14 protein-coding genes and 1 pseudogene are annotated in these 26,637 nt (G+C 72.9%); 4 read left to right on the plus strand and 11 right to left on the minus strand.

The features are described 5' to 3' along the window. Window positions 1–129: 129 nt before the first annotated feature. On the minus strand, window positions 130–1,305 hold the full coding sequence (locus ACZ6AA_RS05360) for a serine hydrolase domain-containing protein (protein WP_471456367.1): 1,176 nt from the start codon (window positions 1,303–1,305) through the stop codon (window positions 130–132). Window positions 1,306–1,693: 388 nt separating this feature from the next. On the opposite strand from ACZ6AA_RS05360, the gene ACZ6AA_RS05365 reads away from it, so the two are divergent. After that, window positions 1,694–2,218 (plus strand): GtrA domain-containing protein, encoded by a 525-nt coding sequence (locus ACZ6AA_RS05365; RefSeq protein WP_468452262.1) that lies wholly within the window; start codon window positions 1,694–1,696, stop codon window positions 2,216–2,218. 45 nt (window positions 2,219–2,263) lie between these two features. Here ACZ6AA_RS05365 and glgB read toward each other — a convergent pair whose 3' ends face one another. The 5 genes from glgB to ACZ6AA_RS05390 all read right to left on the minus strand — a co-directional run bounded on the left by glgB (window position 2,264) and on the right by ACZ6AA_RS05390 (window position 11,951). After that, window positions 2,264–4,921 (minus strand): 1,4-alpha-glucan branching enzyme, encoded by a 2,658-nt coding sequence (glgB, locus tag ACZ6AA_RS05370; protein WP_471456370.1) that lies wholly within the window; start codon window positions 4,919–4,921, stop codon window positions 2,264–2,266. 97 nt (window positions 4,922–5,018) lie between these two features. Continuing rightward, entirely contained in the window at window positions 5,019–6,524 is a 1,506-nt protein-coding gene (locus ACZ6AA_RS05375; RefSeq protein ID WP_468452258.1) for a maltokinase N-terminal cap-like domain-containing protein, read from the minus strand. A 159-nt stretch (window positions 6,525–6,683) separates the two neighbouring features. Continuing rightward, window positions 6,684–8,402, minus strand: a complete 1,719-nt coding sequence (treS, locus tag ACZ6AA_RS05380; RefSeq protein WP_468452256.1) for a maltose alpha-D-glucosyltransferase — start codon at window positions 8,400–8,402, stop codon at window positions 6,684–6,686. Then, complete coding sequence (locus ACZ6AA_RS05385; protein ID WP_468481153.1) at window positions 8,399–10,462, minus strand: alpha-1,4-glucan--maltose-1-phosphate maltosyltransferase; 2,064 nt, start codon at window positions 10,460–10,462, stop codon at window positions 8,399–8,401. Before ACZ6AA_RS05385 ends, treS begins: the two co-directional genes overlap by 4 nt. Before the next feature lie 289 nt (window positions 10,463–10,751). Next, window positions 10,752–11,951 (minus strand): S8 family peptidase, encoded by a 1,200-nt coding sequence (locus ACZ6AA_RS05390; RefSeq protein WP_471456373.1) that lies wholly within the window; start codon window positions 11,949–11,951, stop codon window positions 10,752–10,754. A 661-nt stretch (window positions 11,952–12,612) separates the two neighbouring features. Between ACZ6AA_RS05390 and ACZ6AA_RS05395 the strand changes: the two are divergent. Further along, window positions 12,613–13,044 (plus strand): annotated as a pseudogene (locus tag ACZ6AA_RS05395) (hemerythrin domain-containing protein); the annotation flags it as partial. A gap of 84 nt (window positions 13,045–13,128) precedes the next feature. Next, window positions 13,129–13,509 (plus strand): VOC family protein, encoded by a 381-nt coding sequence (locus tag ACZ6AA_RS05400; RefSeq protein ID WP_468452627.1) that lies wholly within the window; start codon window positions 13,129–13,131, stop codon window positions 13,507–13,509. Between the two features lie 10 nt (window positions 13,510–13,519). Here ACZ6AA_RS05400 and ACZ6AA_RS05405 read toward each other — a convergent pair whose 3' ends face one another. After that, window positions 13,520–15,856 (minus strand): protein kinase domain-containing protein, encoded by a 2,337-nt coding sequence (locus ACZ6AA_RS05405; protein WP_471456375.1) that lies wholly within the window; start codon window positions 15,854–15,856, stop codon window positions 13,520–13,522. A 191-nt stretch (window positions 15,857–16,047) separates the two neighbouring features. Next, window positions 16,048–18,654: a protein kinase domain-containing protein gene (locus ACZ6AA_RS05410; protein ID WP_471456377.1), complete on the minus strand. Its 2,607-nt coding sequence runs from the start codon at window positions 18,652–18,654 to the stop codon at window positions 16,048–16,050. Window positions 18,655–18,852: 198 nt separating this feature from the next. Here ACZ6AA_RS05410 and glgP point away from each other — a divergent pair, with 198 nt between their 5' ends. Beyond that, complete coding sequence (glgP, locus tag ACZ6AA_RS05415; protein ID WP_471456379.1) at window positions 18,853–21,483, plus strand: alpha-glucan family phosphorylase; 2,631 nt, start codon at window positions 18,853–18,855, stop codon at window positions 21,481–21,483. A 127-nt stretch (window positions 21,484–21,610) separates the two neighbouring features. Here glgP and ACZ6AA_RS05420 read toward each other — a convergent pair whose 3' ends face one another. The 3 genes from ACZ6AA_RS05420 to ACZ6AA_RS05430 all read right to left on the minus strand — a co-directional run bounded on the left by ACZ6AA_RS05420 (window position 21,611) and on the right by ACZ6AA_RS05430 (window position 26,566). Continuing rightward, on the minus strand, window positions 21,611–23,254 hold the full coding sequence (locus ACZ6AA_RS05420; protein ID WP_468452244.1) for a M4 family metallopeptidase: 1,644 nt from the start codon (window positions 23,252–23,254) through the stop codon (window positions 21,611–21,613). Window positions 23,255–23,536: 282 nt separating this feature from the next. Further along, complete coding sequence (locus ACZ6AA_RS05425; protein WP_468452242.1) at window positions 23,537–25,210, minus strand: M4 family metallopeptidase; 1,674 nt, start codon at window positions 25,208–25,210, stop codon at window positions 23,537–23,539. Between the two features lie 645 nt (window positions 25,211–25,855). Beyond that, window positions 25,856–26,566 (minus strand): TetR/AcrR family transcriptional regulator, encoded by a 711-nt coding sequence (locus ACZ6AA_RS05430; protein ID WP_468452240.1) that lies wholly within the window; start codon window positions 26,564–26,566, stop codon window positions 25,856–25,858. Window positions 26,567–26,637: the final 71 nt, after the last annotated feature.

The raw sequence follows: 26,637 nt of genomic DNA on the forward strand, positions 1-26,637 counted from the left end.
CCTGGGGGAGTGGGGGGTTGCGGTCGTTCGGCGGGTTGTGGTGGGTGGGTGGGGTGTTGCGGTCGGGTCGGCGGGTTGTGGTGGGTGGGTGGGGTGTTGCGGTCGGGTCGGCGGGTTGTGGTGGGTGGGTCAGCGGCAGAGGGACTCTTCGACGATCTTGTCCACGTGCGACAGGGCTGTCTTGTCCCTCGGCTGGGTCGTCACCGCCACGTTCGCCGCGCGGCCGTTCTCCGTTGCGCCGCCTCGGGTCTCGTAGCCGGGGAAGCTGCCGCCGTGGCCCCAGTAGACCTCGCCGGGGCGGCAGGGGAGGGGCTTGCTGACCAGGCCGAGGCCGTAGCGGGCGCCGGGGCCGAAGGTCTCGTCGGCGCCCTTGACGGTGGTGCGCATCTGGTCGAGCTGGGGCTTCTTGAGGAGGTGGCCGGTGAGGAGCTTGGTGTAGAAGCGGTTGAGGTCGGAGTTGGTGGAGACGAGCTGGCCGGCCGACCAGGTCCAGGACGGGTCCATCTCCGTGACGTCCTGCAGGGGCGCGCCCGGCTTCTCCTGGATGTAGCCCTGGGGGTGGGCCTCGCGGATGGTCGCGTCGCGGGGGGCGGGGAAGTAGGTGTGGCGCAGCCCGGCGCGCTTGATGACGCGGCGGTCCAGCTCCTCGGCGTACGAGTGGTGGGTGACCTTCTCGATGATCATGCCCGCGAGGACGTAATTGGTGTTGCTGTACTGCCACTTGTCGCCGGGCGCGAAGTTCGCCTTGTGCCGCAGGGCGATGTCGACGAGGTCCTTGGGCTCGTAGTGCTTGAGGGGGATGTCGTACTCGGTGTAGTTGGGCAGGCCGCTGGTCTGCTGGAGGAGGTGGCGGACCTTGATGGCGTGGCCGTCGATGCCGTCGCCGCGCAGGAGGCCGGGCAGGTGCTTCTCGACCGGGTCGTCGAGGCGGAGCCGCCCCTCGGCCACCAGTTGCAGGACGACCACGGCGGTGAACGCCTTGGTGTTGCTGCCGACCCGCACCTGGCCGTCCCGGGGCACCTGCGCGCCGGTGGCCAGGTCGGCGACCCCCGCGGTGTAGGTGCGGGTGCGGCCCGTCGGGTCCTGGACGCTCGCCAGCGCGGCGGGCATGCCGTCGTCGCGCACCAGCTTGTCCAGGCCCTGCTGCACGGAGTCCGGCCGGGTCGCGGCCGTCGCCACGGACGGCGCGAGCGCGCCGAGGGTGAGGGCGCCGACGGCCACCGCGGCCGCCGCCGTCACGACGCGGCGCCGACCGCCCCGCTGCCGCCGGGGCGTGTGGACGGTCTGCCTGTGCTGCTCACGCATGTGCCAACTCCTGGGAAGGTGCGAAACCGGCGGTGATCGCCGCCGTGATCAGCTTTTCCCGGTGTGGCACCTCCGGGCGATACGGCCACCCCGCCGCCTTCAGGTGGGGCTAGCCCCATGTCGCCGGACGGCGCCTTCGGCAGAGGATGGTGCCACCGGGATGCCCCGGTCGGCTCGTATGGCGCCAGTGCGCCGAAGCCGTGCCACGTCGCTGACCTGCATATTCGTGACACCAGTCAGAGTATGGCGCCATTGATGACATTCGTGGTGCCACAAGTGGCTCGTCATGGCGCCATTGGTGTGCCATGATGGCGTCATGAGTAGCGCACCCCTCGGCCGCACGGTCGGGGGGCGCGCGTTTCGCGGAGTGAGTCGAAGGGGTCGGATCATGGAGACAGCGCAGAGCCAGGAGCAGACGGCACCCGGCGCCTTCACCGCCTTCGCCCGCTTCGTGCTCTGCGGCGGCGGGGTGGGGGTCGCCTCCAGCTTCGCCGTGGCGGCCCTCGCCTCCTGGATCCCCTGGGTCCTGGCCAACGCCCTGATCACCGTGGTCTCCACGCTCCTCGCCACCGAGCTGCACGCCCGCTTCACCTTCGGCGCGGGCGGGCGCGCGACCTGGCGTCAGCACACCCAGTCGGCCGGGTCCGCGGCGGCCGCGTACGTGGTGACCAGCGTGGCGATGCTCGTCCTGCAGCAGCTGGTGGCAGCGCCCGGCGCGGTCGTCGAGCAGGCCGTCTATCTGTCCGCCTCCGCGCTCGCCGGTGTCGCGCGGTTCGTGGTGCTGCGCCTCGTCGTCTTCGCCCGGACCCGCACGCAGGCCCCGGCCGCCCCGCGCCCCGCCCTTCCGGTGCCCGCGACCGTGGCCCGCGCCTCGGCCCCGGCCGACCCCGCGGCGCTCTGCTGCGCGGCCTGACGCACCGCCCCCGGTCGGCAACCCCGGCCGGGGGCGGGCCCGGTCCTAGGCCGGGCGGAGCCAGATCGTCGCGAGCGGCGGCAGCGTCAGGCGCAGGGACGTGGGGTGGCCGTGGGACGGGGACGCGTCCGGCTTGAGGGTGTGGGGGTTGAGGGTGTCGCTGCCGCCGTAACGGGCGGCATCGGTGTTGAGGACCTCCTGCCAGGCCGCGTACTCCTCCGGCACGCCCAGGCGGTAGTCCTGCCGGACCACCGGCGAGAAGTGGGACACCGCGAGCAGCGGCGAGCCCTGCGCGTCCTGGCGGAGGAACGCGAACACGTTGTCCTCGGCGGCGTCCCCGTCGACCCACGCGAAACCGCCCGGGTCGGTGTCCCGCTGCCAGAGCGCGGGCACCGCGCGGTAGCGGGCGTTCAGGTCGCGCACCAGATCGCGCACGCCCCGGTGGTCGGCCTCCGCGCCGTACGCCGGGTCGAGCAGCCACCAGTCGGGCCCGTGCCTCTCCGACCACTCCGCGCCCTGCGCGAACTCCTGCCCCATGAAGAGGAGTTGCTTGCCGGGGTGGGCCCACATGAAGCCCAGGTAGGCACGGTGGCTGGCGCGCTGCTGCCACCAGTCGCCCGGCATCTTCGACACCAGCGCCCGCTTGCCGTGCACCACCTCGTCGTGCGAGATCGGCAGGACGTAGTTCTCGCTGTAGGCGTACACCATCGAGAACGTCATCTCGTGGTGGTGGTGCTTGCGGTGCACCGGGTCCTTGGCCATGTAGCCGAGCGAGTCGTGCATCCAGCCCATGTTCCACTTCAGGCCGAAGCCGAGCCCGCCGAAGCCGCCGGGTCCGGTGTGGTGCGTGGCCCGGGTCACGCCGTCCCAGGCCGTGGACTCCTCGGCGATGGTGACGACGCCGGGGCAGCGCCGGTAGACGGTCGCGTTCATCTCCTGGAGGAACGCCACCGCGTCCAGGTTCTCCCGGCCGCCGTGCTCGTTCGGCGACCACTCGCCGTGCTCGCGCGAGTAGTCGAGGTAGAGCATCGAGGCGACCGCGTCCACGCGCAGCCCGTCGATGTGGAACTCCTCGCACCAGTACGTCGCGTTGGCGACGAGGAAGTTGCGCACCTCCTTGCGCCCGTAGTCGAACTCCAGGGTGCCCCAGTCGGGGTGCGCCGCCCGCGCCGGATCCTCGTGCTCGTACAGCGGCCGCCCGTCGAACTCGGCGAGCGCCCAGTCGTCGCGCGGGAAGTGCGCGGGCACCCAGTCCATGAGCACGCCGATCCCGGCCCGGTGCAGCGCGTCGACGAGATGCTTGAAGTCGTCGGGCGGGCCGAGGCGGGCGGTCGGCGCGTAGAAGCCGGTGACCTGGTAGCCCCAGGAGCCGCCGAAGGGGTGCTCGGCGACCGGCATCAGCTCCACGTGCGTGAAGCCCAGGTCGGCCACATAGGCGGGGAGCTGGTCGGCGAGCTGGCGGTAGGTGAGGCCGGGGCGCCAGGACGGCAGGTGCACCTCGTACACCGAGAACGGCGCCTCGTGCACGGGGGTCTCGCCGCGCCGCCGCAGCCACTCCTCGTCCCGCCACACATGGGTCGACTCGTGAATGACGGAGGAGTTCGCGGGCGGCGCCTCCGTGCGGCGCGCCAGCGGGTCCGCGCGGAACGTCATGCCGCCGTCCGGCCGCGTGATCTGGAACTTGTACAGCTCACCCGCGCCGAGCCCCGGCACGAACAGCTCCCACACCCCGCTGCCGCCGAGCGACCGCATCGGGAAGCCGACGCCGTCCCAGAAGTTGAAGTCCCCCACGACCCGCACACCCCGGGCGTTCGGCGCCCACACCGTGAAGCGGGTCCCGCGCACCCCCTGGTGCGTCATCGGCCGCGCCCCGAGCGCGTCCCACAGCCGCTCGTGCCGCCCCTCGCCCAGCAGATGCAGATCGAACTCGCCGAGCGCGGGCAGGAACCCGTACGCGTCCGGGACCTCCAGCTCCGTCTCGTCGTACGTCACCCGCAGCCGATACGCGTCCGGCACGGCACGCAGCGGCACCACGGCCGAGAAGAACCCGTCCCCGTCGTCGGCCAGTTCGGCCCGCAGCTCCCCGGCGACGACGGTCACGGCACGGGCGTACGGCCGCAGCGCGCGGAACGCCACGCCGTCGCCGGTGAGGTGGGCGCCGAGGACGGAATGCGGGTCGTGGTGGGTCCCGTCGAGCAGCCGGGCGCGGTCGGCTTCGGGGACACAAGAAAGGGGGGCAACGGGGGCGAGGGGGGCCAGGGGAGAGAGGGACGAGAGGGGGGCGACGGGGGAGGTGGGAGTGACAGGGGCGTCGGGGGAGGCGGTCGCCTTGGCCGTCGCCGTCGTCCGGGGCGTCTCGGCGGCGGGCGACGAGGCCCTGCCGCTCTTCGCGGGCACGGCGGCCTTGGCCGTTTTCGCCGTCCTCTTGGCTGCCTTCTCGGCGGTCTTCTTCGTGGCCTTCGTGGTCTTCGCGGCCTTGGCGACCGTCTTGTCGGCGGCCTTCTTCGCGGCGGTCTTGGCGACCTTCTTGGCCGCCTTCGCCGTACCGGACGACTCCGCCGTCCTCGACGACGCGCCCGTACTCGCTGACTTGGCCGCCTTCGGCGCCCTCGTCGGCCGCGCCGGATCCGGCTGCGGGGAAGTGCTGTCGGGCTCGCGTTCGGGCTGGTCCGACGGGGTGCGGGAGGTGGGGCGGCGGGTCACGGGAGCGGCCTCCTGTCAGCGGGCGGGGGATGCGCGGCGGAGCGGGGCGGCGGGGTGGAGGGGCGGCGGAGTAGAGGGTGGCGGGGTGGCGGGGCGGTCAGAGGGCGGCGTCGGTGCCGGGGTCGGCGGCTCCCTCCCGCGTCGACGACCCCGCGGCGAGCCGGTCGAGGGCGGCCAGCGGCACGGGCAGCCAGTCCGGGCGGTGCCGGGCCTCGTACACGGCCTCGTACACGGCCTTGTCCGTCTCGTGGGCGCGAAGCAGCACCGGGGAGGTGCGGGGGTCGCGGCCGGAGACGTCGGCGTAGCCGGAGCAGTACGCCGCGCGGCAGGTGTCGGCCCACTCCGGGGACCAGGGGCGGTAGACGCGGGCGGCGTAGTCGAAGGAGCGGAGCATGCCCGCCACGTCGCGGGCGGCCGGCTGCGGCAGGCGGCGTTCGGCGAGCGGGCGCGCGGGCTCGCCCTCGAAGTCGATGAGGGACCAGGCGCCGGACGGTGCGCGCAGGCACTGGCCCAGGTGCAGATCGCCGTGGACGCGCTGGGCCGTGAGGTCGGCGCCGCCCTCCCCGAAGTCACCGCCGAGGTCGGCGAGCGCGTCGTAGGCGGTGCGCAGCGCGGGCGCGTACGGGCGCAGCGCGGGGACGGCCTGCGCCGCCGCGTCCAGGCGCTCCGCCATGCCCCGCGCGAGCAGCTCGACCTGCGCGCGGCCGAGCGTCACCGTGGGCAGCGCCGCGGCGAGGGCGGCGTGCACCTCGGCGGTGGCGCGGCCGAGCGCGCGGGCCTCGGCGCTGAAGTCGGCACCCTTGGCGAGGACTTGGAGGGCCAGCTCCCAGCCGTCCGTCGCCCCGGCCACATACGGCTGGAGGACACCGAGGACCAGCGGCTCGTCGGCGCCGTCGGCCGTCATCCACGCGGCGGGCGGCGGCACCCTGCGGCAGCCCTGCGCGGCGAGGGCGAGCGGCAGCTCCAGGTCGGGGTTGACGCCGGGCACCACCCGCCGGAACAGCTTCAGGATGAACGTATCTCCGTACACGAGCGAGGAGTTGGACTGCTCCACGCCGAGCGCGCGGGGCACGAGGCCGGGCGGTATGTCGACGCCGTGCGTGTTCCCGGCGGAGGGCGCGTCCGGGGAGTCGGGGGCGCCGCCGTCCCCCCGCGCCCGCAGGAACCGCAGCACGCCGAGCCGCCCCGGCAGCCGCAGCCGCTCCAGGAGCAGCGCGGCCAGGCGCGGGTCGTGCAGCGCCTCGTACACCGTGCGCCCCGCCAGCGCGCCGCCGGTCACATGGCCGATCAGCGCGGGCGCGAGCCGGGGCGGGAGTTCACTGCGGACGCCGAGCAGCAACTGATAGCAGTCGGCGGGCAGTTCGTGGTCGGCCGCCGGGGCGGCTCCCGGCAGTGACTGGCGTACGCGGACGAGCAGATGCAGCAGTCCCTGCTCGGCACCGGGCGGAAGCAGTTCCGTCGCCGCCACCAGATCGAAGCCCGCGACCGGGCGGCCCTTGCCCGCGAACCACCGCTGGCGCGGCAGCCAGCCGCGCAGCAGCGGATCGAGGGACGCGAGGAGCGCGCCGGGGTCGGCACTGGGGCGGGTGGCGGCTTCCGACATGATGTCCCGTCCTTTCCGCGGCGCGGACAAGTCAGGTACCGAGGGAGGTGCCGAGCAGGGGAGGTGCCGTGTGCGGGAGGTGCCGTGCTGTGTACGAGTGCCCGGTGCGGAGTGGGTCACGCCGGGAGAGGCCGACTCACGCCGCCCGTGACGGCGACCTTACGCCGAGTCGTCGCGCAGCCGGAACCAGTAGAACCCGTGCCCCGCGAGTGTCAGCAGGTACGGCAGTTCACCGATGGCCGGAAAGCGCACTCCGCCGATGAGTTCGACGGGGTGGCGGCCGTTGAAGGCCTGCAGGTCGAGTTCGGTGGGCTGGGCGAAGCGGGAGAAGTTGTGCACGCACAGGACCAGGTCGTCGCCGTCCTCGCCGGTGGAGGGTGCCTCGCGCAGGAAGGCGAGCACCGCCGGGTTGGACGAGGGCAGTTCGGTGTACGAGCCGAGGCCGAACGCCGGGTTCTGCTTGCGGATCTCGATCATGCGGCGGGTCCAGTGGAGCAGCGACGACGGCGAGGACATGGCGGCCTCGACGTTGGTGACCTGGTAGCCGTAGACCGGATCCATGATCGTGGGCAGGTAGAGGCGGCCCGGGTCGCAGGAGGAGAAGCCCGCGTTGCGGTCGGGCGTCCACTGCATGGGGGTGCGCACCGCGTCCCGGTCGCCGAGCCAGATGTTGTCGCCCATGCCGATCTCGTCGCCGTAGTACAGGATCGGCGATCCCGGCAGCGACAGGAGCAGGGCGGTGAACAGCTCGATCTGGTTGCGGTCGTTGTCGAGGAGCGGGGCCAGGCGGCGGCGGATGCCGATGTTGGCGCGCATGCGCGGGTCCTTGGCGTACTCCGCGTACATGTAGTCGCGTTCCTCGTCGGTGACCATCTCCAGGGTCAGCTCGTCGTGGTTGCGCAGGAAGATGCCCCACTGGCAGCCGGACGGGATGGCCGGGGTCTTGGCGAGGATCTCCGACACCGGGTAGCGGGACTCGCGCCGCACCGCCATGAAGATCCGCGGCATCACAGGGAAGTGGAACGCCATGTGGCACTCGTCGCCGCCGTGCGCGAAGTCGCCGAAGTAGTCGACGACGTCCTCGGGCCACTGGTTGGCCTCGGCGAGCAGCACCGTGTCGGGGTAGTGCGCGTCGATCTCCGCGCGGACCCGCTTGAGCAGGTGGTGGGTGCGCGGCAGGTTCTCGCAGTTGGTGCCCTCCTCCGCGTACAGATAGGGCACGGCGTCCAGGCGGAAGCCGTCGATGCCGAGGTCGAGCCAGAACCGCAGGGCCGAGATGATCTCCTCCTGGACGGCCGGGTTCTCGAAGTTGAGGTCCGGCTGGTGGGAGAAGAAGCGGTGCCAGTAGTACTGCTTGCGGACCGGGTCGAAGGTCCAGTTGGAGGCCTCGGTGTCGACGAAGATGATGCGGGCGTCCTGGTACTGCTTGTCGTCGTCCGCCCAGACGTAGTAGTCGCCGTAGGGTCCTTCGGGGTCGTTGCGGGAGGCCTGGAACCACGGGTGCTGGTCGCTGGTGTGGTTCATCACGAAGTCGATGATCACGCGCATGCCGCGCTGGTGCGCGCAGTCCACGAACTCCACGAAGTCCGCGAGGTCGCCGAACTCGGGAAGGACCGCCGTGTAGTCGGACACGTCGTAACCGCCGTCGCGCAGCGGTGACTTGAAGAACGGCGGCAGCCAGAGGCAGTCCACGCCCAGCCACTGGAGGTAGTCCAGCTTGGCGGTGAGGCCCTTGAGGTCCCCGATGCCGTCGCCGTTGCTGTCCTGGAAGGAGCGGACCAGGACCTCGTAGAAGACGGCGCGTTTGAACCAGTCGGGGTCGCGGTCCTTGGTGGGTGTGTCCTCGAAGGTGTCCTGGACGGGCTCGTTGAAGATCATGTTGTGGGTGACCCTCCGATCAGCGGTGAGGACGGTCGCAGGACGAGCACGTGCGCGGGGGCCCGGCCCGGGTCGAGGCGCACGTAGTTGGTCCTGCCCCAGTGGTAGGTCTCGCCGGTGAGCTCGTCGCGCACCGGCACGGACTCGTGCCATTGGAGCCCGAGCTGTGGCATGTTCAACGAGACGGTGGCTTCCTGGGTGTGGTGGGGGTCGAGGTTGACGACCACCAGAACCGTGTTCGAACCGCCGGTGTCCGCGGCCGACTTGGAGTACGCGATCACCGAGTCGTTGTCGGTGTCGTGGAAGTGCAGGTCACGGAGGGTGGCGAGGGCCGGGTTGGCGCGCCTGACCCGGTTCAGGGTGCTGATCAGGGGCGCGATCGTGGTGCCCGCGCGCTCGGCGGCAGCCCAGTCGCGCGGGCGCAGTTGGTACTTCTCCGAGTCAAGGTACTCCTCGCTGCCGGGGCGCGCCGGGGTGTTCTCGCACAGCTCGAAGCCGCTGTACACGCCCCACGTCGGTGAGAGCGTCGCGGCGAGCACCGCGCGGGCCGCGAACGCGGGCCGCCCGCCCTCCTGGAGGTAGGCGTGCAGGATGTCCGGGGTGTTCACGAAGAAGTTGGGCCGCAGATAGTGCGCGGTCTCGCCCGCCAACTCCCGTAGATACTCGGTGAGTTCCTGTTTCGTGTTGCGCCAGGTGAAGTACGTGTACGACTGGTGGAAGCCGATCGCCGCGAGGGTGCGCAGCATCGCGGGGCGGGTGAAGGCCTCCGCGAGGAACAGCACGTCGGGGTCGGTGCGGTGGATCTCGGCGAGCACCTCCTCCCAGAACACGACGGGTTTGGTGTGCGGGTTGTCGACGCGGAACACCCGCACGCCGTGGCCCATCCAGAACCGCAGCAGCCGGACCGTCTCGGCCACCAGGCCCGGCAGGTCGCGGTCGAAGGCCAGCGGGTAGATGTCCTGGTACTTCTTCGGGGGGTTCTCCGCGTACGCGATGGTGCCGTCGGCCCGGTGGGCGAACCAGTCGGGGTGCTTGTCCACCCAGGGGTGGTCCGGCGAGCACTGGAGCGCGAAGTCCAGGGCCACCTCCAGGCCGAGCCGCGCCGCCTCGGCCACGAACGCGTCGAAGTCGTCCAGGGTGCCGAGGTCCGGGTGGACGGCGTCGTGGCCGCCCTCCGGGGAGCCGATGGCCCAGGGCACGCCGACGTCGTGGGGGCCGGCCGACAGGGAGTTGTTCGGGCCCTTGCGGAAGGTGCTGCCGATGGGGTGGATCGGCGGCAGGTACACGATGTCGAAGCCCATGTCCGCGACGGCGGGCAGCCGCCCGGCCGCCGTGCGGAAGGTGCCGCTGACGGGCGGGGCGCCCTCGCGCACCACGGCGCCCTCCGAGCGCGGGAAGAACTCGTACCACGCCCCGAAGAGCGCCCGCTCGCGGTCCACCCGCAGGGGGAACTCCGCGCTGGAGGCGAGGGGTTCGCGCAGCGGATGGCGGGCCAGGACGGCGTCCACCTCGGGGGTGAGGGCGGCGGCGAGCCTCACGGCGGGCTGCCGGGTGCGGTCGCGCAGGGCCTCGGCGGCGGCGCGGAGAATCTCGGCGGGGGCGGTCGTGGCGGCCGGGGGCGCGGGCACCTCCGCGGCGGCCCGTTCGTACAGCCGGGCGCCCTCCTCCAGGACCAGTTCGGTGTCGATGCCCGCCGGTATCTTGATCGCCGCGTGCCGCCGCCAGGTCGTCACCGGGTCGCCCCACGCCTCCACGGCGAAGGTCCACTCGCCCTCCCGGTCGGGGGTGACCCGCGCGCCCCACCGGTCGGTGCCCGGCGCCAGCTCCCGCATCGGGGTCCAGGGGCCGGGGCGCCCCGAGGGATCCCGCAGCACGACGTTGCCGCCCACCGCGTCGTGCCCTTCGCGGAAGAGGGTGGCGGTGACCTGGAACGTCTCGCCGACGACGGCTTTGGCGGGGGCGCGGCCGCCGTGCACGACCGGTGCCACGTCCAGGACGGGGACCCGTCCGGTACGGGGTCGGACGGTGAACTCCCTGGAGGCCTTACGGGGTTGAGGCATGACCGCTCCTGTTCCGCGTGCGAGTGGGCGGAGATGAGTCGTGGAGGGGTTCCGCGGCGCACCCGCACCGGGCCCGTGAGGGCGTGTGCGTGTGCGTACCGGAGGAGCCTTCCCACGCTCCTCGGGTGGGCAATCCGGCGCTTTGTTAACTACTCGCGCGTAACGGCACGCACAAGACCAGCCGCTCCCCGAGCATGGTCCGAAAGGGACGAAAACCGGCCCCGCCCGGGTGGGCGGAGCCGGTCCCCGTGTTGGCGCGCCATCGGCGCGGCCCCTGCGAAATGGCCGATTACAGGCCGCTCACCTGCAACAACCTGTTCGGCGACCCGGCCCCGGGGCCGGAAACGCGGCCCTTGACGGAGCGCGCGACAAGCGCCTTGGCGACATCCGCGGGCCGTGCCGAGGGATGGCTGGAGAGATACAGCGCGGCCGCGCCCGCGACGTGCGGCGCCGCCATCGACGTACCCGACGAGACCGCGGACGCGGTGTTGTTCCTGTTCGACGCGGACCGGATCGCCACGCCCGGCGCGAACAGGTCAAGGCCCGCGCCCCGGTTGGAGAACGCGGCGCGGGCGTCGAGGCGGTCGGTGGCGCCGACCGTCACGGCCTGCTTGACGCGGGCCGGTGAGGACTGGCTCACGGGCTTGTTCTCGTTGCCCGCCGCGACCGTGTACGTCACGCCCGACGCTATGGACGCGCGGACGGCCGCGTCGAGCTGGGCGTTGGGCGGGCCGCCGAGGCTGAGATTGGCGACCGCGGGCTTCCGCGCGTGCCGGGTCACCCAGTCGATGCCCGCGAGGACCTGGCCGAGGGTGCCGGTGCCCTCGTCGTCGAGCACCCGCACGGCCACGACCTTCGCCTTCTTCGCGACGCCGTACTTGGTGCCCGCGACCGTCGCGGCCACATGCGTGCCGTGGCCGTTGCCGTCCTGCGCTACTCCGTCGTTCTGCACGAAGTCCCGCCCGGAGCGGGCCCGTCCGCCGAAGTCCCGGTGCGAGGTGCGCACGCCGGTGTCGATGACGTACACCGTGACGCCCGCGCCCGCCCGCCGCGGCGCGGTGTACGACTTGTCGAGCGGCAGCCGCTTCTGGTCGATGCGGTCCAGGCCCCAGGACGGCGGGTTCTGCTGGCGTGCGCCCGTGCGCACGCGGGTGTCCGGGACGACGGACGCGACCGCCGGGTCGGCGGCGAGGCGGGCCGCCTGCGCCGCGTCCGCCCGCACGGCGAAGCCGTTGAGCGCCGCGCTGTACGTGCGGTCGATGCTCGCCCCGTACCGCTCGGTGAGGTCGCGGCCCGCGTCGGACGCGGCGCTCGTGCCGGGCGCGAGCGTCACGACGTACCCGGACCGGGCCGCCCCCGGGCCGGTGGGTGTGTCGGGTCCCGCGGGTGCGCCGTGCGCGGTGGTCGGGACGATCGAGAGCGCGGCCGCCGTGACGGCCGCCGCCAGAACTCCCTGGATCCGTAGGTGTCTTGCCCGTGGTTCAGCCATGACTGGATTCCCTCCCCTGGGTCCGACGGCAGGTCCCGCCGGGGTGCGCGCGCGTCCGCGGGCACGGTGTTCGGCGGCGCCGACCCCCGCAGCGTCTCGTGCGGGGAGAAGTGCGACAAGGCCGCACCAGCGGGTGGAACGGGTGCTATCGGCACGAAGCATGATCAAAGCGCCGTACACCCAAGCTCAGACTTGGTGTCATACGAGCAAATCCGAGGATTGACTTGGGGTTTGGGGGTTCGGGAAGATCACATCAGGGCCCTGGGCGGCAACCCGTCCCGAATCCCCGCCGCGGTCCGGACTCCGGCGGGGGAGCGGGCGGGTGCCGACCCGACCCGGACCCACCACGCGGCCGCGTTGACAGCACGCGGAAACGCCGTCTGTAATGGGCGGGTGCCGCGTGGCACCGGCCGAAGAGCAGTGGGCGGGCCGGTGACCGGGCGAGCACCCGCACCAAGGGACATGACCTTGCGTACACCTCACTTCACCTCGCCGCGCACCGGCACGACGTCCTCGACGTGACCGTGCCCGCGCGCCGGGCCCTCCGAGCCTGAGCGCGCCCGCGTACCCCCCTTTTTCTTTCTTCTTTCCCGCTTCCTTCCCTGCTGCCTTTTCGCGGTCCGCGTGCCGCGCACACACCTGTCTGGAGCACCCCTTCCGCATGTCCACGCCCACCCTCGCCGACAAGCTCCTCGAAGTGCACGACTGGCTGCGCGAGCAGCTGGTCGAGCTGCGCGCCGAGGCCGCCGCGCACTTCGCCGAGCGCGCCGCCCACCAGGGTCCGGGGCAGCCGCCCGCGCCCGGCCTCGGGCTGCAGATCCGGCAGCGCTGCCTGGAGTTCTGCGACGCGCTGACCTTCCACCACACCAGCGAGGACGACCACGTCTTCCCCGGCGTCGCCGCGTACCACCCGCACCTGCTGCCCGCCCTGGAGCGGCTGAGCGCGGAGCACCGCGCCATCGCCCGGCTCAAGGAGAGCCTCGTCGGGCTGCTCGCCGACCTCGCCGCGGCCGACCCCGCGGAGTTCCTCGGGGAGTTCGACCGGCTCGCGGCGGACCTGACGGAACATCTGGAGTACGAGGAGACCTGGCTGGTTCCCGTCCTCGCCGAGGTACCGTTCCCGCCGGTAGGGACCGCACCTGAGGAAGGAACAACAGTGACCACTGAACAAAGCGTCGTGCGCGTCAAGGACTTCGACCACCTCGTCCTGAACGTCGGGGACGTCGAGCGCGCCCTGGACTTCTACTGCGGCACCCTCGGCCTCGAACCGGTCCGGGTCGAGGAGTGGCGCGCCGGGAAGGTGCCGTTCCCCTCGGCGCGGGTCAGCCCGGTGACCATCATCGACCTGGTCTCGGGCGAGCGCGGCGAGTCCAACGTCGACCACATCTGCCTGGTCGTGGAGCCGCTGGACTGGCAGGAGGTCATCGACTCCGGCAGGCTCACCGTCCTGGAGGGCCCGGTCGGCAGATTCGGCGCCAGAGGCGGCGCCGAGTCGATCTACGTGCGGGATCCGGACGGGAACTCCGTGGAGCTGCGCTGGTATCCGCAGGACCGGTGACCGCGGGCCCTCACAGGACCCGGCCCGAGACGATCGGCCCCTTGCCCGACTCGGCGAACACCGCGCCGCCGAGGAAGAGGGGCGTGTACAGCGTCTTGGGCTCCGGGCCCGTGGCGGAGTAGGGGATGGACCAGGTGGTGACCCGCGACGCGTCGCCGCTGAGCGGAACACCGCGGACGTCGTGCGAATTCACGACGAACACCCGGTCCCCGGACAGCGCGAGAGCCGTGGCGTCGCCGCCCGCGGGCAGGTCCCACAGCCTCTTCCCCGACCGCCAGGCGTAACCCGCCAGGCGGTTGGGGGTCCGGGCGCCGGGGGAGTGGGCGATGACCAGGACATCGGCGGTGCCCACCACCGGCGGGGCGAGCGGCTTGCCCGCCCCGATGGTCCGGCGCACGGCGAGGGTGTCCCCGTCGAGGACCCGCGCCCCGTCCTCCGTCCGGGACCAGCAGACCACCGCGTCGCCGTGGCCGAGGAGGCTGTCGCACCGCGGCTTCGCGACGCGGGCGGTCCGGTCGCCGTCCTTGGCGGACAGCGCGACCACGCCGCCGTTCTCCAGGGCGGTGTACAGCACACCGCCCCGGACGAGCGGGGTGCCCTGGGGCTTGCCCTTGATCGTGGTCCGCCAGAGCTCGTCGCCCGTCGCGGCGTTCCTCGCGCGCACGGTGGTGGTGTACGGGTCGGGGGCGCCGTCGAGGTTGAACTCTGCGGTGTACACCACCCCTCGCGTGTACGTCATCGAGATCAGCCCCGCGTACCGGGGCGCCTTGTGCCGCCAGACCACCTCGCCCCGCTTCACGCCGAGCGCGCTGACGCCCCGTTCGCTCGGGACATAGACCCGCTCGGCGTCGGCCTCGGGAGGAACCTCCTGGAAGCCGCTCGGCGCGGCGGAGAACCCGGGCGTCGACCAACGGTCGGCGCCCGTGGCCGCGTTGAGGGCCCGCGCGGCGCCGCGCCCGTCCCGGCACACGAGCGTGTCCCCGGCCAGGACGCAGCCCTTGCCCATGCCGTCCATGCCGCCGGACCGCTCGCGGGACCAGAACCGCCAGCCGTCCGGACGCTCGGCACGCCCGGCCGCCGACGGGCCGAACTCGCCGGAGTGGTCCTCGTTCCCGTACGCGGTGACCACACGGTCGGCCGTGACCCGCGGAGCGCTCGGCGCCTTCTTCGACGGTTCGCCGCCCGGACGGTCCCGCAGCGCGTCCGGCAGCGTCACGGCGGCCACCGCGAGCCCGGCCGTGGTGAGCGCCGCGGCCAGGACCCACAGCCGACGGCGGCCGCGCCGGGGCGTGGCGGCGGGGGGCGGCGGGACCGGCCGTGGCGCCGGAGCCGCGCCGAGCGTCGGGGACGGCTCGGCCCGCAGCCGGGGCCCGGAGCTGCCCGCCGAGGTCGCGGCGTCGGCGAACCCGCCCTGGTCGTGGGCGCGTTCGCGGTCCGCCACGGCTTCCCGGTACTCGGCGAAGAGCGACAGGACTTCGGCGGGCCAGGGGAAGGGGGAGGGGCTGGAGGCCGGGCCCGGGGACGCGCCGCCCCCGGGTTCGGACAGGGTCGTGGCGAGGGCGGCCGGGGTGGGGCGCCCCTCCGGGGTGGGGTGCAGGCAGGCGGCGAGGGTGTCGCGCAGCTCGGGCGGTACGTCGGACAGGTCGGCGTCGCCCCGCACGATGCGGAAGATGACGGCGGCCGCCTCCGGGTCGTCGAAGGGCCCGTGGCCGGTCGCCGCGTGGCACAGGACCGCGCCGAGCGAGAACACGTCCGACGCGGGCACGACCGCGTGCGAGCCCTCGATCTGCTCCGGGGCGAGGAAGCCCGGCGTGCCCACCAGGGCGCCCGTCATGGTCAGGGCCGTCGCCTCGAAGGCCTGGGCGATGCCGAAGTCGATCAGGCGCGGCCCCTCCGGCGCGAGCAGCACGTTGGCCGGCTTCAGGTCCCGGTGCAGGACCCGCGCCCCGTGCACGGCGGTGAGCGCGCGGGCGAGCGCGGCACCCAGCGCGCGCACCGCGGGGACGGGCAGCGGACCGCACCGCTCGACCACGTCGGCCAGGGACGGGCCCGCTATGTACTCCGTGGCGAGCCAGGGGCGTTCGGCGTCCGCGTCGGCGTCCACCAGGGCGGCGGTGAACGGGCCCGTGACGGCCCGGGCCGCGGCGATCTCCCGCCGGAACCGCGCCCGGAACGCGTCGTCGAGGTCCAGGTCCTGCCGCACCACCTTCACCGCGACCAGCGCGGCCGCGCCCTGCCCGTCCCGGCGCGCCAGGAACACCTCGCCCATGCCGCCCGCGCCGATCCTGGCGAGCAGGGTGTGCGGGCCGATGCGGCGGGGGGCGCCCGGGGGGAGGGGAGCGAGCATGGGACTCCTCGGGTCGGGTCAGGGGCGGGGCGGTTCGGGGTGGTGCGGGGCGGATCAGGGGCGGTGCGGGGGCAGTTCGGGGCAGTCCGGGGCAGAGGGACTGGCCCCGCCGGGACGTGGCTTGCCAGGAGGGCGGGCTGCCTGGTGGGAGACGACCCGCCAGGGATTCGGCCCGCCAGGCAGTCGGCGCGCTAGGGAATGGCCACCGACGAGATCCTGCCCTCGTCGTAGACGATGTGCGCCACGCCCCCGAGGGCCAGGACGGTCGGCGGGCGCAGCGTCTCGGAGATGACCGTGGCGGCCGCGTTCGGCGGCGGCTCGGGGCGGTCGCCGGGCGCACCCGGCACCGGAAGGCGGGTGGCCTTGCCGCCGCCGGGCCCGAGGGGGAGCGTGTACAGCGCCGAGGTGCCGGCGTAGACGACGCGGTCGCCGAGGATGAGCGGCGCCGAGGGCGGGACGTTGCCCTTCGGTGTCCGCTCGGAGTACAGGGACTTGCCCGTGCGCAGGTCGTGCACGAGGACCCGGCCCGCGCGGCTGTCCTTGACCACCGCCACGGCGTTGTTCACGGCGGTCACGGCGGGCGCCGGGCCGCTGCCGCCGGACGACGGGTACGGCAGGGGGCCGTCCATCCTCTTGAGGGTGCGTGGCGTCAGCCGCAGCATCAGCGGGCGCGCCGCCGAGTTGCCGCCCTCGTCGTAGGCGGCGCACAGCACCGCCTTCTCGGTCGCGAGGACCGCGCCGCAGGAGTCCGAGGACCGGCCGACGAGGTCACCGGTCCGGGCGTCGTACGCGGCCAGGCCCTCTTTCTGGTCGGCGTAGACGACTCCGTCGCGCAGGGCCCGTATCCCGTAGAGGTTGAGGTCCACCTTGGCGCGCGGGGCCTCGCCGAGTTGCTTCTCCCAGAGGGGGCGGCCGGTGGCGGCGTCGTACGCGTACAGGGACGGCGCCGGGTCGTCCTCCTGGACGAACGGCACCTGCGCGACGACGAGGACGACGTCGTCGTCGAGGAACGGCGCCCGGCTGAACACGCGCCGCTCGTCCGGGGGTTCGGCCTTCCAGAGGACCTTGCCCGTCGTGGAGTCGCGCAGTTGCAGGACGCCGTCGCGGGCGATGGCCGCCCTGCCGCCCCTGACGGCCGGTTCGAGGCGGTCGCCGGGCATGAAGAAGGATCCGCTCGGCCCGTAGTACGCCTCGTCCATGCCGCCCTCCGGGTCGACCTTCCCGGACGTCCACAGCCGCTTGCCGTCGCTCGTGCGCACGGCCTCGTACGTGCCGTTCGTGAGCAGGCACACGAGGGCGCGGGTGTCGGCGGAGCAGCCCATCGGAGCGTGGCCGAGCTTGCCGCGCCAGGCCTTCCAGCCCTTGGGGCGCTGGGTCGCGATCTGCGGCACGGACCCCGACGCGTCCGCCGTGCCGCCCCCGCCCACCTCGGCCCGCGCGATCAGCTTCCTGATGGCCGCGGGGTCCTTCGGGCCGGGCTCGACCCAGCCGCGCTCCGCGCTGTTCCCCGGGCCCTTGGTGCCACCGCCACCGCCATCACCACCGCCCTCGCCCGCGTCCGACGTCCCGGGACCCCACACCGCGAGCGCGCCGCCGATCGTCGCCGCCACCACGCCGACGGCGACGATGCCGAGCACGGCACGGCGGCGCCGGGAGCGTGCGGGACCTGCGGCGCCCCCCGGCACGGGCGGCGGGGAGCCGCTCATCGTCGGCAACTGGTGCGCGCCACCGGGGGCGCCTGGACCGCGCCCGGCCCCGGCCCCCGCCGACTCCGCCCCGGCCCCCGCCTGCCCCGGCGCCGTCGCGGGCCCGTCCTGGGCCGTCGCCGGATGCCCGGCCCCGGCCGCCGCCTCCGGCCACACCGGCACCGGCAGCAACGGCCGCCCCGAGGCGCACAGTTGCTCCACGTCCCGGCGCGCCTCGGCTATCTGGGCGCGCACGGGCTCGGGCCACTGGGGGGCGTCCGCCGCCTCCCGGAGGGCGGCGAACCGCTCGACGAGGTCGGCCGGCGCGGGCCGCTCGTCCGGGTCGCGCACGAGGCAGGCCGCGAGCACCGACCGCAGCTCGTCGGGCATCCCGCCGAGGTCGGTCTCGGCCTGCGAGACCCGGTACAGGACGGCCGCCACGGGGCCGTCGCCGAAAGGATCGCGCCCGGTCACCGCGTAGGTGAGCACGGACGCGAGGCAGAAGACGTCGGACGCCGCCACCACGTGTCTGCCGCCCGCCACGTGCTCGGGCGACATGAATCCCGGCGTGCCCACGAGGAGCCCCGTCGACGTCATGGTGGACGCCGCCTGCACCCGGGCCACGCCGAAGTCGATCATCTTGGGCCCGTCGAGGGCGAGCAGGACGTTCGCGGGCTTGAGGTCGCGGTGCAGCGCCCCCGCCCCGTGCACTCCGGCGAGGGCCCGCGCCAGGCCCTCGCCGAGGGAGGCGACGGCACCCGCGGGCAGCGGTCCGTGGCGGCGCACGGCCTCGGCGAGGGTGGGGCCGACGACGTACTCCGTGGCCAGCCAGGGCTGTTCGCCGTCGGTGTCACTGCCGACCAGGCGCGCCACGTACGGGTTGGTGATCGAGGCGGCGACCTCGGCCTCCCGCCGGAAGCGGCGCTGGAACACCGCGTCCGTCGCGAGTTCGTTGCGGATGGCCTTGACGGCGACCAGGTCCCCGGGCCCGTACCCGGACAGTTCGAGCGGCCGCGCGAGGAACACCTCGCCCATGCCGCCCGCGCCGAGCCGCGCCAGCGTCTCGTACGGACCGATCCGGCGTGGTGACGCGTCCCGAAGCTGGCCGATCATCCCCCGTACCCCCTGTGACCGCGTGAACTCTCGTGACCGGGGGTCACGTTATCCCTACGGCAGCCCCGGTGGCGCGGCAGGTCCACGTCAATGTGGGGCGCCTCGGGTGCGCCCCGTGCGCCGTGGTTGCCGAGGCCCCGCGCCGCTACCTTCGATACGCCGACAACGTCACGTACGCCTTTCCGACAGAGGTGCCCCGTGAAAGCCATCCGTCGATTCACCGTACGTCCCGTCCTGCCCGCCCCGCTCGGCCCGCTCGCCGAGCTCGCCCGCAATCTGCGCTGGTCCTGGCACCCAGCGACCCGCGAACTGTTCCGCGACGCCGAGCCTGCCCTGTGGGAGGCCATGGGCCGCGACCCCGTGCGGCTGCTCGGCTCGGTGCCGACCGCGCGGCTCACCGCGCTCGCCACCGACGACGACTATCTGCGGCGCCTCGGCGAGGCCGCGGATGACCTGCGCGAGTACGTCACCGGAGAGCGCTGGTACCAGGAGCGGCAGCGCGAGCCGGGCGGCGAACTGCCCGGCGCCATCGCCTACTTCTCGCCCGAGTTCGGCGTCACCGCCGCCCTGCCGCAGTACTCCGGCGGGCTCGGCATCCTCGCCGGTGACCATTTGAAGGCCGCCAGCGACCTCGGTGTCCCGCTGATCGGCGTCGGACTGCTCTACCGGCACGGCTACTTCCGCCAGTCCCTGACCCGCGACGGCTGGCAGCAGGAGCACTACCCCGTCCTCGACCCCAACGAGCTGCCCCTCACCCTGCTCCGCGAGACCGACGGCACCCCGGCCCAGGTGCGGCTCGCCCTGCCCGGCGGCCGGTCCCTGCGCGGACACGTCTGGCAGGCGCAGGTCGGCCGCGTACCGCTGCTCCTGCTCGACTCCGACGTCGAGGAGAACGACCCGGCCGCCCGCGAGGTGACCGACCGGCTCTACGGCGGCGGCAGCGAACACCGCCTCCTCCAGGAGATGCTGCTCGGCATCGGCGGCGTGCGGGCCGTGCGCGCCTACTGCCGGCTCACCGGGCACGCCGAACCTGAGGTCTTCCACACCAACGAGGGCCACGCCGGGTTCCTGGGCCTGGAACGCATCCACGAACGCGTCGCCGACGGGCTCGACTTCGACGCCGCCCTGGAGTCCGTGCGCGGGGGCACCGTCTTCACCACCCACACCCCCGTGCCCGCGGGCATCGACCGCTTCGACCGCGAACTGGTCGCCCACCACTTCGGCCCCGCCGCCGAACTGCCCCGCATCGACGTCGAGCTGATCCTGCGCCTCGGCATGGAGACCTACCCCGGCGGCGAGCCCAACCTCTTCAACATGGCCGTCATGGGCCTGCGCCTCGGCCGCTGCGCCAACGGCGTCTCCACCCTGCACGGCAAGGTCAGCCGGGAGATGTTCCAGGGCCTGTGGCCCGGCTTCGACGCCGAGGAGGTGCCCATCACCTCCGTCACCAACGGCGTGCACGCCCCGACCTGGGTGGCCCCCGAGGTGATCCGGCTCGGCGCCCGCCAGATCGGCCAACGGCGCACCGACCAGGCCCTGTCCGTCGGCGGCTCCGAACGCTGGGACGCCGTAGCCGACATCCAGGACGGCGACATCTGGCTGCTGCGCCGCGAACTGCGCGCCCAGCTCGTCGACGAGGTCCGGCGGCGGCTGCACCTCTCCTGGCGCCAGCGCGGCGCCGCCACCGCCGAGCTGGGCTGGATCGACGAGGTCCTCGACCCCGACGTCCTCACCATCGGCTTCGCCCGCCGCGTCCCCTCGTACAAACGCCTGACCCTGATGCTGCGCGACCGCGACCGGCTCATGGACCTGCTCACCCACCCCGAGCGGCCCGTGCAGATCGTCGTCGCGGGCAAGGCGCACCCCGCCGACGACGGCGGCAAGCGGCTCATCCAGGACCTGGTGCGCTTCACCGACGACCCGCGCGTGCGCCACCGGATCGTCTTCCTGCCGGACTACGGCATGGCGATGGCCCAGAAGCTGTACGCGGGCTGCGACGTCTGGCTCAACAACCCGCTGCGCCCCCTGGAGGCCTGCGGCACCTCCGGCATGAAGGCCGCCCTCAACGGCTGCCTCAACCTGTCCGTCCTGGACGGCTGGTGGGACGAGTGGTTCGAGCCCGACTTCGGCTGGGCCATCCCCACCGCCGACGGCGCCGCCACCGACGACCACCGCCGCGACGAGCTGGAGGCCGCCGCGCTCTACGACCTCCTGGAGCGCCGCATCACCCCCCGCTTCTACGAGCACGGCCCCGGCGGTCTGCCCGACCGCTGGATCGAGATGGTCCGCAGGACCCTGACCCGGCTCGGCCCGAAGGTGCTCGCGGGGCGCATGGTGCGCGAGTACGTGGAGCGCCTGTACGTCCCCGCCGCCCGCGCCCACCGCATGCTCGCGCCGGACGCCGCCACCTCCCTCGCCGCCTGGAAGTCCCGGATCCGCGCGGCCTGGCCCCGCGTCGCCGTCGACCACGTGGAGGCCTCCGCGATCGGCGCCACCGCCGAACTCGGGGCCACCCTCGCCCTGCGCGTCCGCGTCCAGCTCGGCGACCTCACCCCGGACGACGTCGAGGTGCAGGCCATCGCGGGCCGCGTCGACCCCGAGGACCACATCGCCGACGCCACACCGGTGCCCCTGAAACCCGCGAGCGGCCCCGACCCGGAGGGCCGCCTCCTGTACGAGGGCCCCCTGGCCCTGGACCGCACGGGCCCGTTCGGCTACACGGTCCGGGTCCTCCCCGCCCACCACCTGCTGGCCGACGGCGCGGAGTTGGGCTTGGTGGCGATGCCTTCGGAGGGGTCGGGGGAGGGGGCAGGCGTCCTCATGCGGTGATAGGGGGGCGCGGGGAACTGCGCGCCCAGCCACGGCGGACCCGCAGGTTCACACAACGTGGTGCGGGCGGCACCCGGGGGTTCGGTACCCCCGGGTGCCGCCCGGCTCTACAGGCCCAGGGGCCCGGCTACTTGACGTTCACGCCCGTCCACGCGGCCTCGACGGCCTTCTGCTCCGCGGAGTCCGCCCCGTAAAGGTCGGCGGCGGCCTTCACCGTGTCCTTGCGGGCCTGCGCGTAGTCCGTCGTGGTGGTGAAGTACGCCGTGAGCGCCTTGAACCAGATCTTCTCGGCCTTCTCGCGCCCGATGCCCTCGACCTTGGAGCCGTCCTTGGTCGGGCTGTCGTACTTGACGCCGTTGATCTCCTTCGCGCCGCTGCCCTCGCTCAGCAGGTAGAAGAAGTGGTTGGCGATGCCGGACGAGTAGTGCACGTCGACGTTGCCGGCGTTCTCGTCCCAGTAGTCGAGCGACGAGCCGTCCTTGGAGGGCTTGTCCATGTAGCGCAGCGGGGTGCCGTCGCCGTTGATGTCGATCTTCTCGCCGACCATGTAGTCGCCCTTGTCCTGGGCGTTGTCGGCCTTGAACTCGACGGCGGCGGCGAAGATGTCGCTGGTCGCCTCGTTGAGGCCGCCGGACTCGCCGCTGTACTCCATGTTGCCGGTGGCCGAGGTGACGCCGTGGGTCATCTCGTGCGCGGCCACGTCGATGGACGTGAGCGGCTTGGCGTTGCCCTCGCCGTCGCCGTACGTCATGCAGAAGCAGGAGTCCTGCCAGAAGGCGTTGACGTAGTTGTTGCCGTAGTGCACGCGGGACGTGGCGCCCTTGCCGTCGCCCTTGATGCCGCTGCGGCCGTGCACGTCCTTGTAGTAGTCCCAGGTGAGACCCGCGCCGTAGGCGGCGTCGACGGCCGCGGTCTGGGTGTCGGCCGGCTTGCCGGTGCCCCAGGTGTCGTCCGCGTCGGTGTACAGCTTGCCGCCGCTGGAGCCGTGGTTCAGGTCGAGCGTCTTGTGGCCGCCGCGCCCGCCGTCGGTCAGCTCGAAGCCGCTGCCCGCCTTGGTGGAGCCCACCTCGACGTCGCCGCTGTACTGGCTGTGGCCCTTGCCGTTCTCGACGGCCTGGTACTGGAACAGCTTCTTGCCGGTGGCCGCGTCCGTGATGACGTGCAGCTCGCTCGGCGTGCCGTCCTTCTGCGTGCCGGTGACGACCGTCTCGAAGGCCAGGACCGGCTTGCCCTCGGCCGCCCAGACGACCTTGCGCGGCGCGTTCGCGTCCGCCTTCTTCGTCTCGCCGGTCTTCGCAGCCGTCGACTCGGCGGCCTTCGCGACCGCCTTCGGCGCGAGCTTCGCGCTGGTCGACCTGACCTTCACGGAGGCCTTCGTGGCCTTGCTGACGCCCTTGACCGCGCCGCTCTTGGCGGTGTGCACGACCAGGTCGCCGCCGAGGACGGGCAGGCCGTCGTAGGTGCGCTCGTAGCGGGTGTGCGTCGTGCCGTCGCGGTCCTTGACCACGTCGCGGACGACGAGCTTCTCCTTGGCGCCGAGGCCGATCTTCTCGGCGGTGGCCGCCGTCTTCGTCTCGGCGTCCTGGATCAGGCCGGTGCGGACGGAGGCGGAGAGCCGCATGGGGGAGGCGGCGGAGGCCTCGGCGGCGTTGCCGCTGACGTCCTGCTGTGCGGAGGCGCCGGTGGTCAGCCCGGCGGTGAGCAGCGCTCCGGCGGCGACTGCGGTGGCGATGACCAGGGTGGAACGCTTCCTCGATATGTGGGGGGTCACGCAAGCTCCTTGTGTGGGGGAGCCCGGGTGGCATGGGGGACCACCCGGGCCGATAAGTGCTGTGCGGGATGTAACTGGTGTGCCGTGCGGGGGAAGCGTGCCATTTGGGCCAGGTACATGTCAGGACCTTGATTGAATGTTGGCCAAAAGAAGTTCGTTGGCCGATGGTCAAGGTCCGTAATGCGAACAGCGGATGAAGAGAGTTGCCGTCCCGGGCAGTTGGCGGAAATCGGGCTGTCCGGGACGGCATCGCCTCATGGAGCCGTGGCTACGGCGCCGTGATTACGGCCGGGTCCCGACGTTGACCGCGGCCCACGCGTTGGCGACCGCCTTGTACTCGGCGCTTGCCGTGCCGCCGTACAGCTCGCTCGCGGCCGCGAGGGTGCCGGTGCGCGCCGCCGCGTAGTTGGTGGTCGTGTTGAACTTCGTGGTGAGTGCCCTGAACCAGATCTTGGCGGCCTTGTCGATACCAATTCCGGTCACGGGCTTGTTGTCGTACGTCGGCGAGTCGTAGGAGACGCCGTTCACGACCTTCTTCCCGCTGCCCTCGCTGAGCAGGTAGAAGAAGTGGTTGGCGATGCCCGAGGAGTAGTGCACGTCGACGTTGCCCGCGCTGCTGCTCCAGTTGTCGAGCGAACGGCCGTCCTTGGAGGGCTTGTCCATGTAGCGCAGCGGCGTGCCGTTGCCCCGGATGTCTATCTTCTCGCCGACCAGGTAGTCGCCCACGTCGCTCGGGTTCTTGGCGTTGAACTCGACGGCGGCGGCGAAGATGTCGCTGGTCGCCTCGTTCAGACCGCCGGGCTCGCGGCTGTACTGCATGTTGCCCGTCGCGGCCGTGACACCGTGGGTCATCTCGTGCGCGGCCACGTCGATCGACGTCAGCGGCTTGGCGTTGCCCGAGCCGTCGCCGTACGTCATGCAGAAGCAGGAGTCCTGCCAGAACGCGTTCACGTAGTTGTTGCCGTAGTGCACGCGCGAGGTCGCGCCGCGGCCGTCGTTCCTGATGCCGTTGCGGCCGTGCACGTTCTTGTAGTAGTCCCACGTCAGCGCCGCGCCGTAGTGGGCGTCCGCGCCGGCCGTCTCCGTGTTGGAGGCCTGGCCGTTGCCCCAGACGTCGTCCGGGCCCGTGAACAGCGTGCCGGAGCCGGACGTGCCGCGGTTCAGGTTGCGCGTCTGGTGGTTGCCGCGCGCCGTGTCGGTCAGCGTGTACTGCGTGCCCGACTTCTGCGTGGTGAGCTGCACCTGGCCGCTGTACTGCGTGTTGCCGGTGCCCTTGTGCACGCCCTGCCACTGGCGGAGCTTCTTGCCCGTGGCCGCGTCCGTGACGACGTGCAGTTCGTTCGGCGTGCCGTCCTTCTGCAGCCCGCCGATCACCGTCTCGTACGCCAGGACGGGGGCGCCGTCGGCCAGCCACACGACCTTGCGCGGCGCCTGCGCCGCCTTGGTCTTCGTGGACTTCTGCGACTTGGCCACGCCGAGCGCCTGCTTCTCGGCCGCGGCCGGCTTCACCTCGGCCCCGGTGTCGGTTCCGGCGAGGCGGGCCTTGGAGGCGCGGTTGACGTCCGTCACCTTGCCGCTCTTGTCGGTGGCGACCACCATGTCGCCGCCGAGGACGGGCAGTCCGGCGTAGGTCCGCTCGTAGCGGGTGTGCGTCGTGCCGTCGCGGTCCTTGATGACATCACGGACGACGAGCTTCTCCTTGGCGCCGAGGCCGAGGGTGTCGGCGGTCGCCGCCTTCGCCGAGTCGGCGTCGCGGAGCAGTTCCGCGCGCTGGGACGGGGAGAGCTTCGCGGGCAGGGCGCCGGTGTCGACCTTGGTGCCCGAGGCCGGGTTGTCGGCTGACGCGGTGCCCGCCTGCACGGCCATGCCGAGGAGGGCGGCGACGGCCGTGAAGGTGCCGATGGCGGTGGCCCGCCTGCGAGCGGAACGTCTGCGGGGTGTGGGGGAGTTGCTCAACACGGACTCCTTCTGCGCGGCCGCTGGTGGAGCGGCCAGGGGGCGACCGGACGGCGGGTGACCGTCCGGGGCGGAGCAGGCAGTACGTGGTGCGGTGAGCTGTCGTGCGGTGCGCACGGTGCAGTGCGGTGCGCGGGAGTCGCTCACGCGTGAGTGCGCGTGCGACTGGTGAGGGGAAGAGTGCCATTCGAGACAGGGACATGTCAGGTCGGTGAACGTACTTTGGCTGGATTCCGTTCGGTGCCCGAATTTTTGAGTCCGGTATGCGGTTTCTCGCGGGGGCGCGGTGGGGGGCGCGGTGGGGGCTCTGTGGGGGTTGCGGTCCTTCGCCCTCGCTTCGGTTCGTGGGGCGGGGCCGTGCCGGTATGTCCGTGCTCGCGTGTGCCTCATCGCCAACGTTTTTGCTGTACGCCCATCGTGGTGGGCCGAGCTGCGCGCGGACATACCGGCACGTCCCCTCCGGTTCGTTTGCGGGGATCGGTCCGGTGGGGTTCCCCTTTCGGCTTTCGGTTCGGTGGGGGGTGCGGTCAATGCCAGCTGCCCCCCCGCTGTGGGCAGCTGGGCCGCCAGGGGCGGCACGGGTGGGCATAGCCCTGGCCGGCGGTGCCTCTGATGTGGGGGGTGCGGACCCAGGTCGGGGTGTGGTTACGGGTGGGGGGTCCCGGTTGTGCGTTTGGTGTGGGCCGAGTGGGGGGTTGGCCACGGCTCGGGTGGCAGGGCTTCGTGGTGGAGGCCGGTCAGCGTGGCGCGGACGACACGCTCCGCCTGGCGCTCCGCGGCCTCCGGGCCGTCGACGGCGATGAGGCCGTCGGCGAGCAGGACGGCGAGCCCATGGACGGCCGTCCAGACGACGAAGTCGGCTCCGGGCCGCGCCGAGGCCGTCAAGTGGCCGGATTCCACCAGAAGGTCGAGCTCGGCGTCGAGGACCTGGTGGGGGTGCGGGGCGGGGTGGTCGCCCCCGTACGCCTGCCCCTGCCCGGCCGGCGAGGCCCCCGCCCCGAAGGCCAGCCGCGCCACCGCCGGATCCTCCAGCGCCGCGCGCACATAGGCCTGCCCGACGGCCACGAGCCTCCGGTGCGGGTCGGCCCCGCCGGGAACGTCGGCAGCCCGGCCCATGCGCTCCCCGAACTGCCCGAGCACCCGCTGCGACAGCGCCCCGACCAGCGCGTCGCGGGACGCGAAGTGGTGGTACGCGGCGCTGGCGCTGACCCCGACCCGGGCGGACGCCTCCCGCAGCGACCAGCCGTCGACGCCACGTTCGCGGACCAGCGCCTCGGCCGCGTCCAGGAGCGCGCCGCGCAGGTCTCCGTGGTGATAGCGCCCTCGCCCCGTACCGCTTCCCGTGCCCTTTCCCATGCGCCGGATCTTAACAGCGCTCAGATTGGTGTTACGGTGCCCGTGCAATCTGAACGCTGCTTAGATTGGAG

The sequence above is a fragment of the Streptomyces sp. NPDC040610 genome, from assembly GCF_055594065.1.

Excerpts from the sequence above, each read along its gene's own strand:
- ACZ6AA_RS05375 (WP_468452258.1), bottom strand. The coding sequence starts at position 6,524 with ATGTCGGAAGCCGCCACCCGCCCCAGTGCCGACCCCGGCGCGCTCCTC.
- treS (WP_468452256.1), bottom strand. The coding sequence starts at position 8,402 with ATGATCTTCAACGAGCCCGTCCAGGACACCTTCGAGGACACACCCACC.
- ACZ6AA_RS05360 (WP_471456367.1), bottom strand. The coding sequence starts at position 1,305 with ATGCGTGAGCAGCACAGGCAGACCGTCCACACGCCCCGGCGGCAGCGG.
- ACZ6AA_RS05410 (WP_471456377.1), bottom strand. The coding sequence starts at position 18,654 with ATGATCGGCCAGCTTCGGGACGCGTCACCACGCCGGATCGGTCCGTAC.
- ACZ6AA_RS05365 (WP_468452262.1), top strand. The coding sequence starts at position 1,694 with ATGGAGACAGCGCAGAGCCAGGAGCAGACGGCACCCGGCGCCTTCACC.
- ACZ6AA_RS05405 (WP_471456375.1), bottom strand. The coding sequence starts at position 15,856 with ATGCTCGCTCCCCTCCCCCCGGGCGCCCCCCGCCGCATCGGCCCGCAC.
- ACZ6AA_RS05385 (WP_468481153.1), bottom strand. The coding sequence starts at position 10,462 with ATGCCTCAACCCCGTAAGGCCTCCAGGGAGTTCACCGTCCGACCCCGT.
- ACZ6AA_RS05430 (WP_468452240.1), bottom strand. The coding sequence starts at position 26,566 with ATGGGAAAGGGCACGGGAAGCGGTACGGGGCGAGGGCGCTATCACCAC.
- ACZ6AA_RS05390 (WP_471456373.1), bottom strand. The coding sequence starts at position 11,951 with ATGGCTGAACCACGGGCAAGACACCTACGGATCCAGGGAGTTCTGGCG.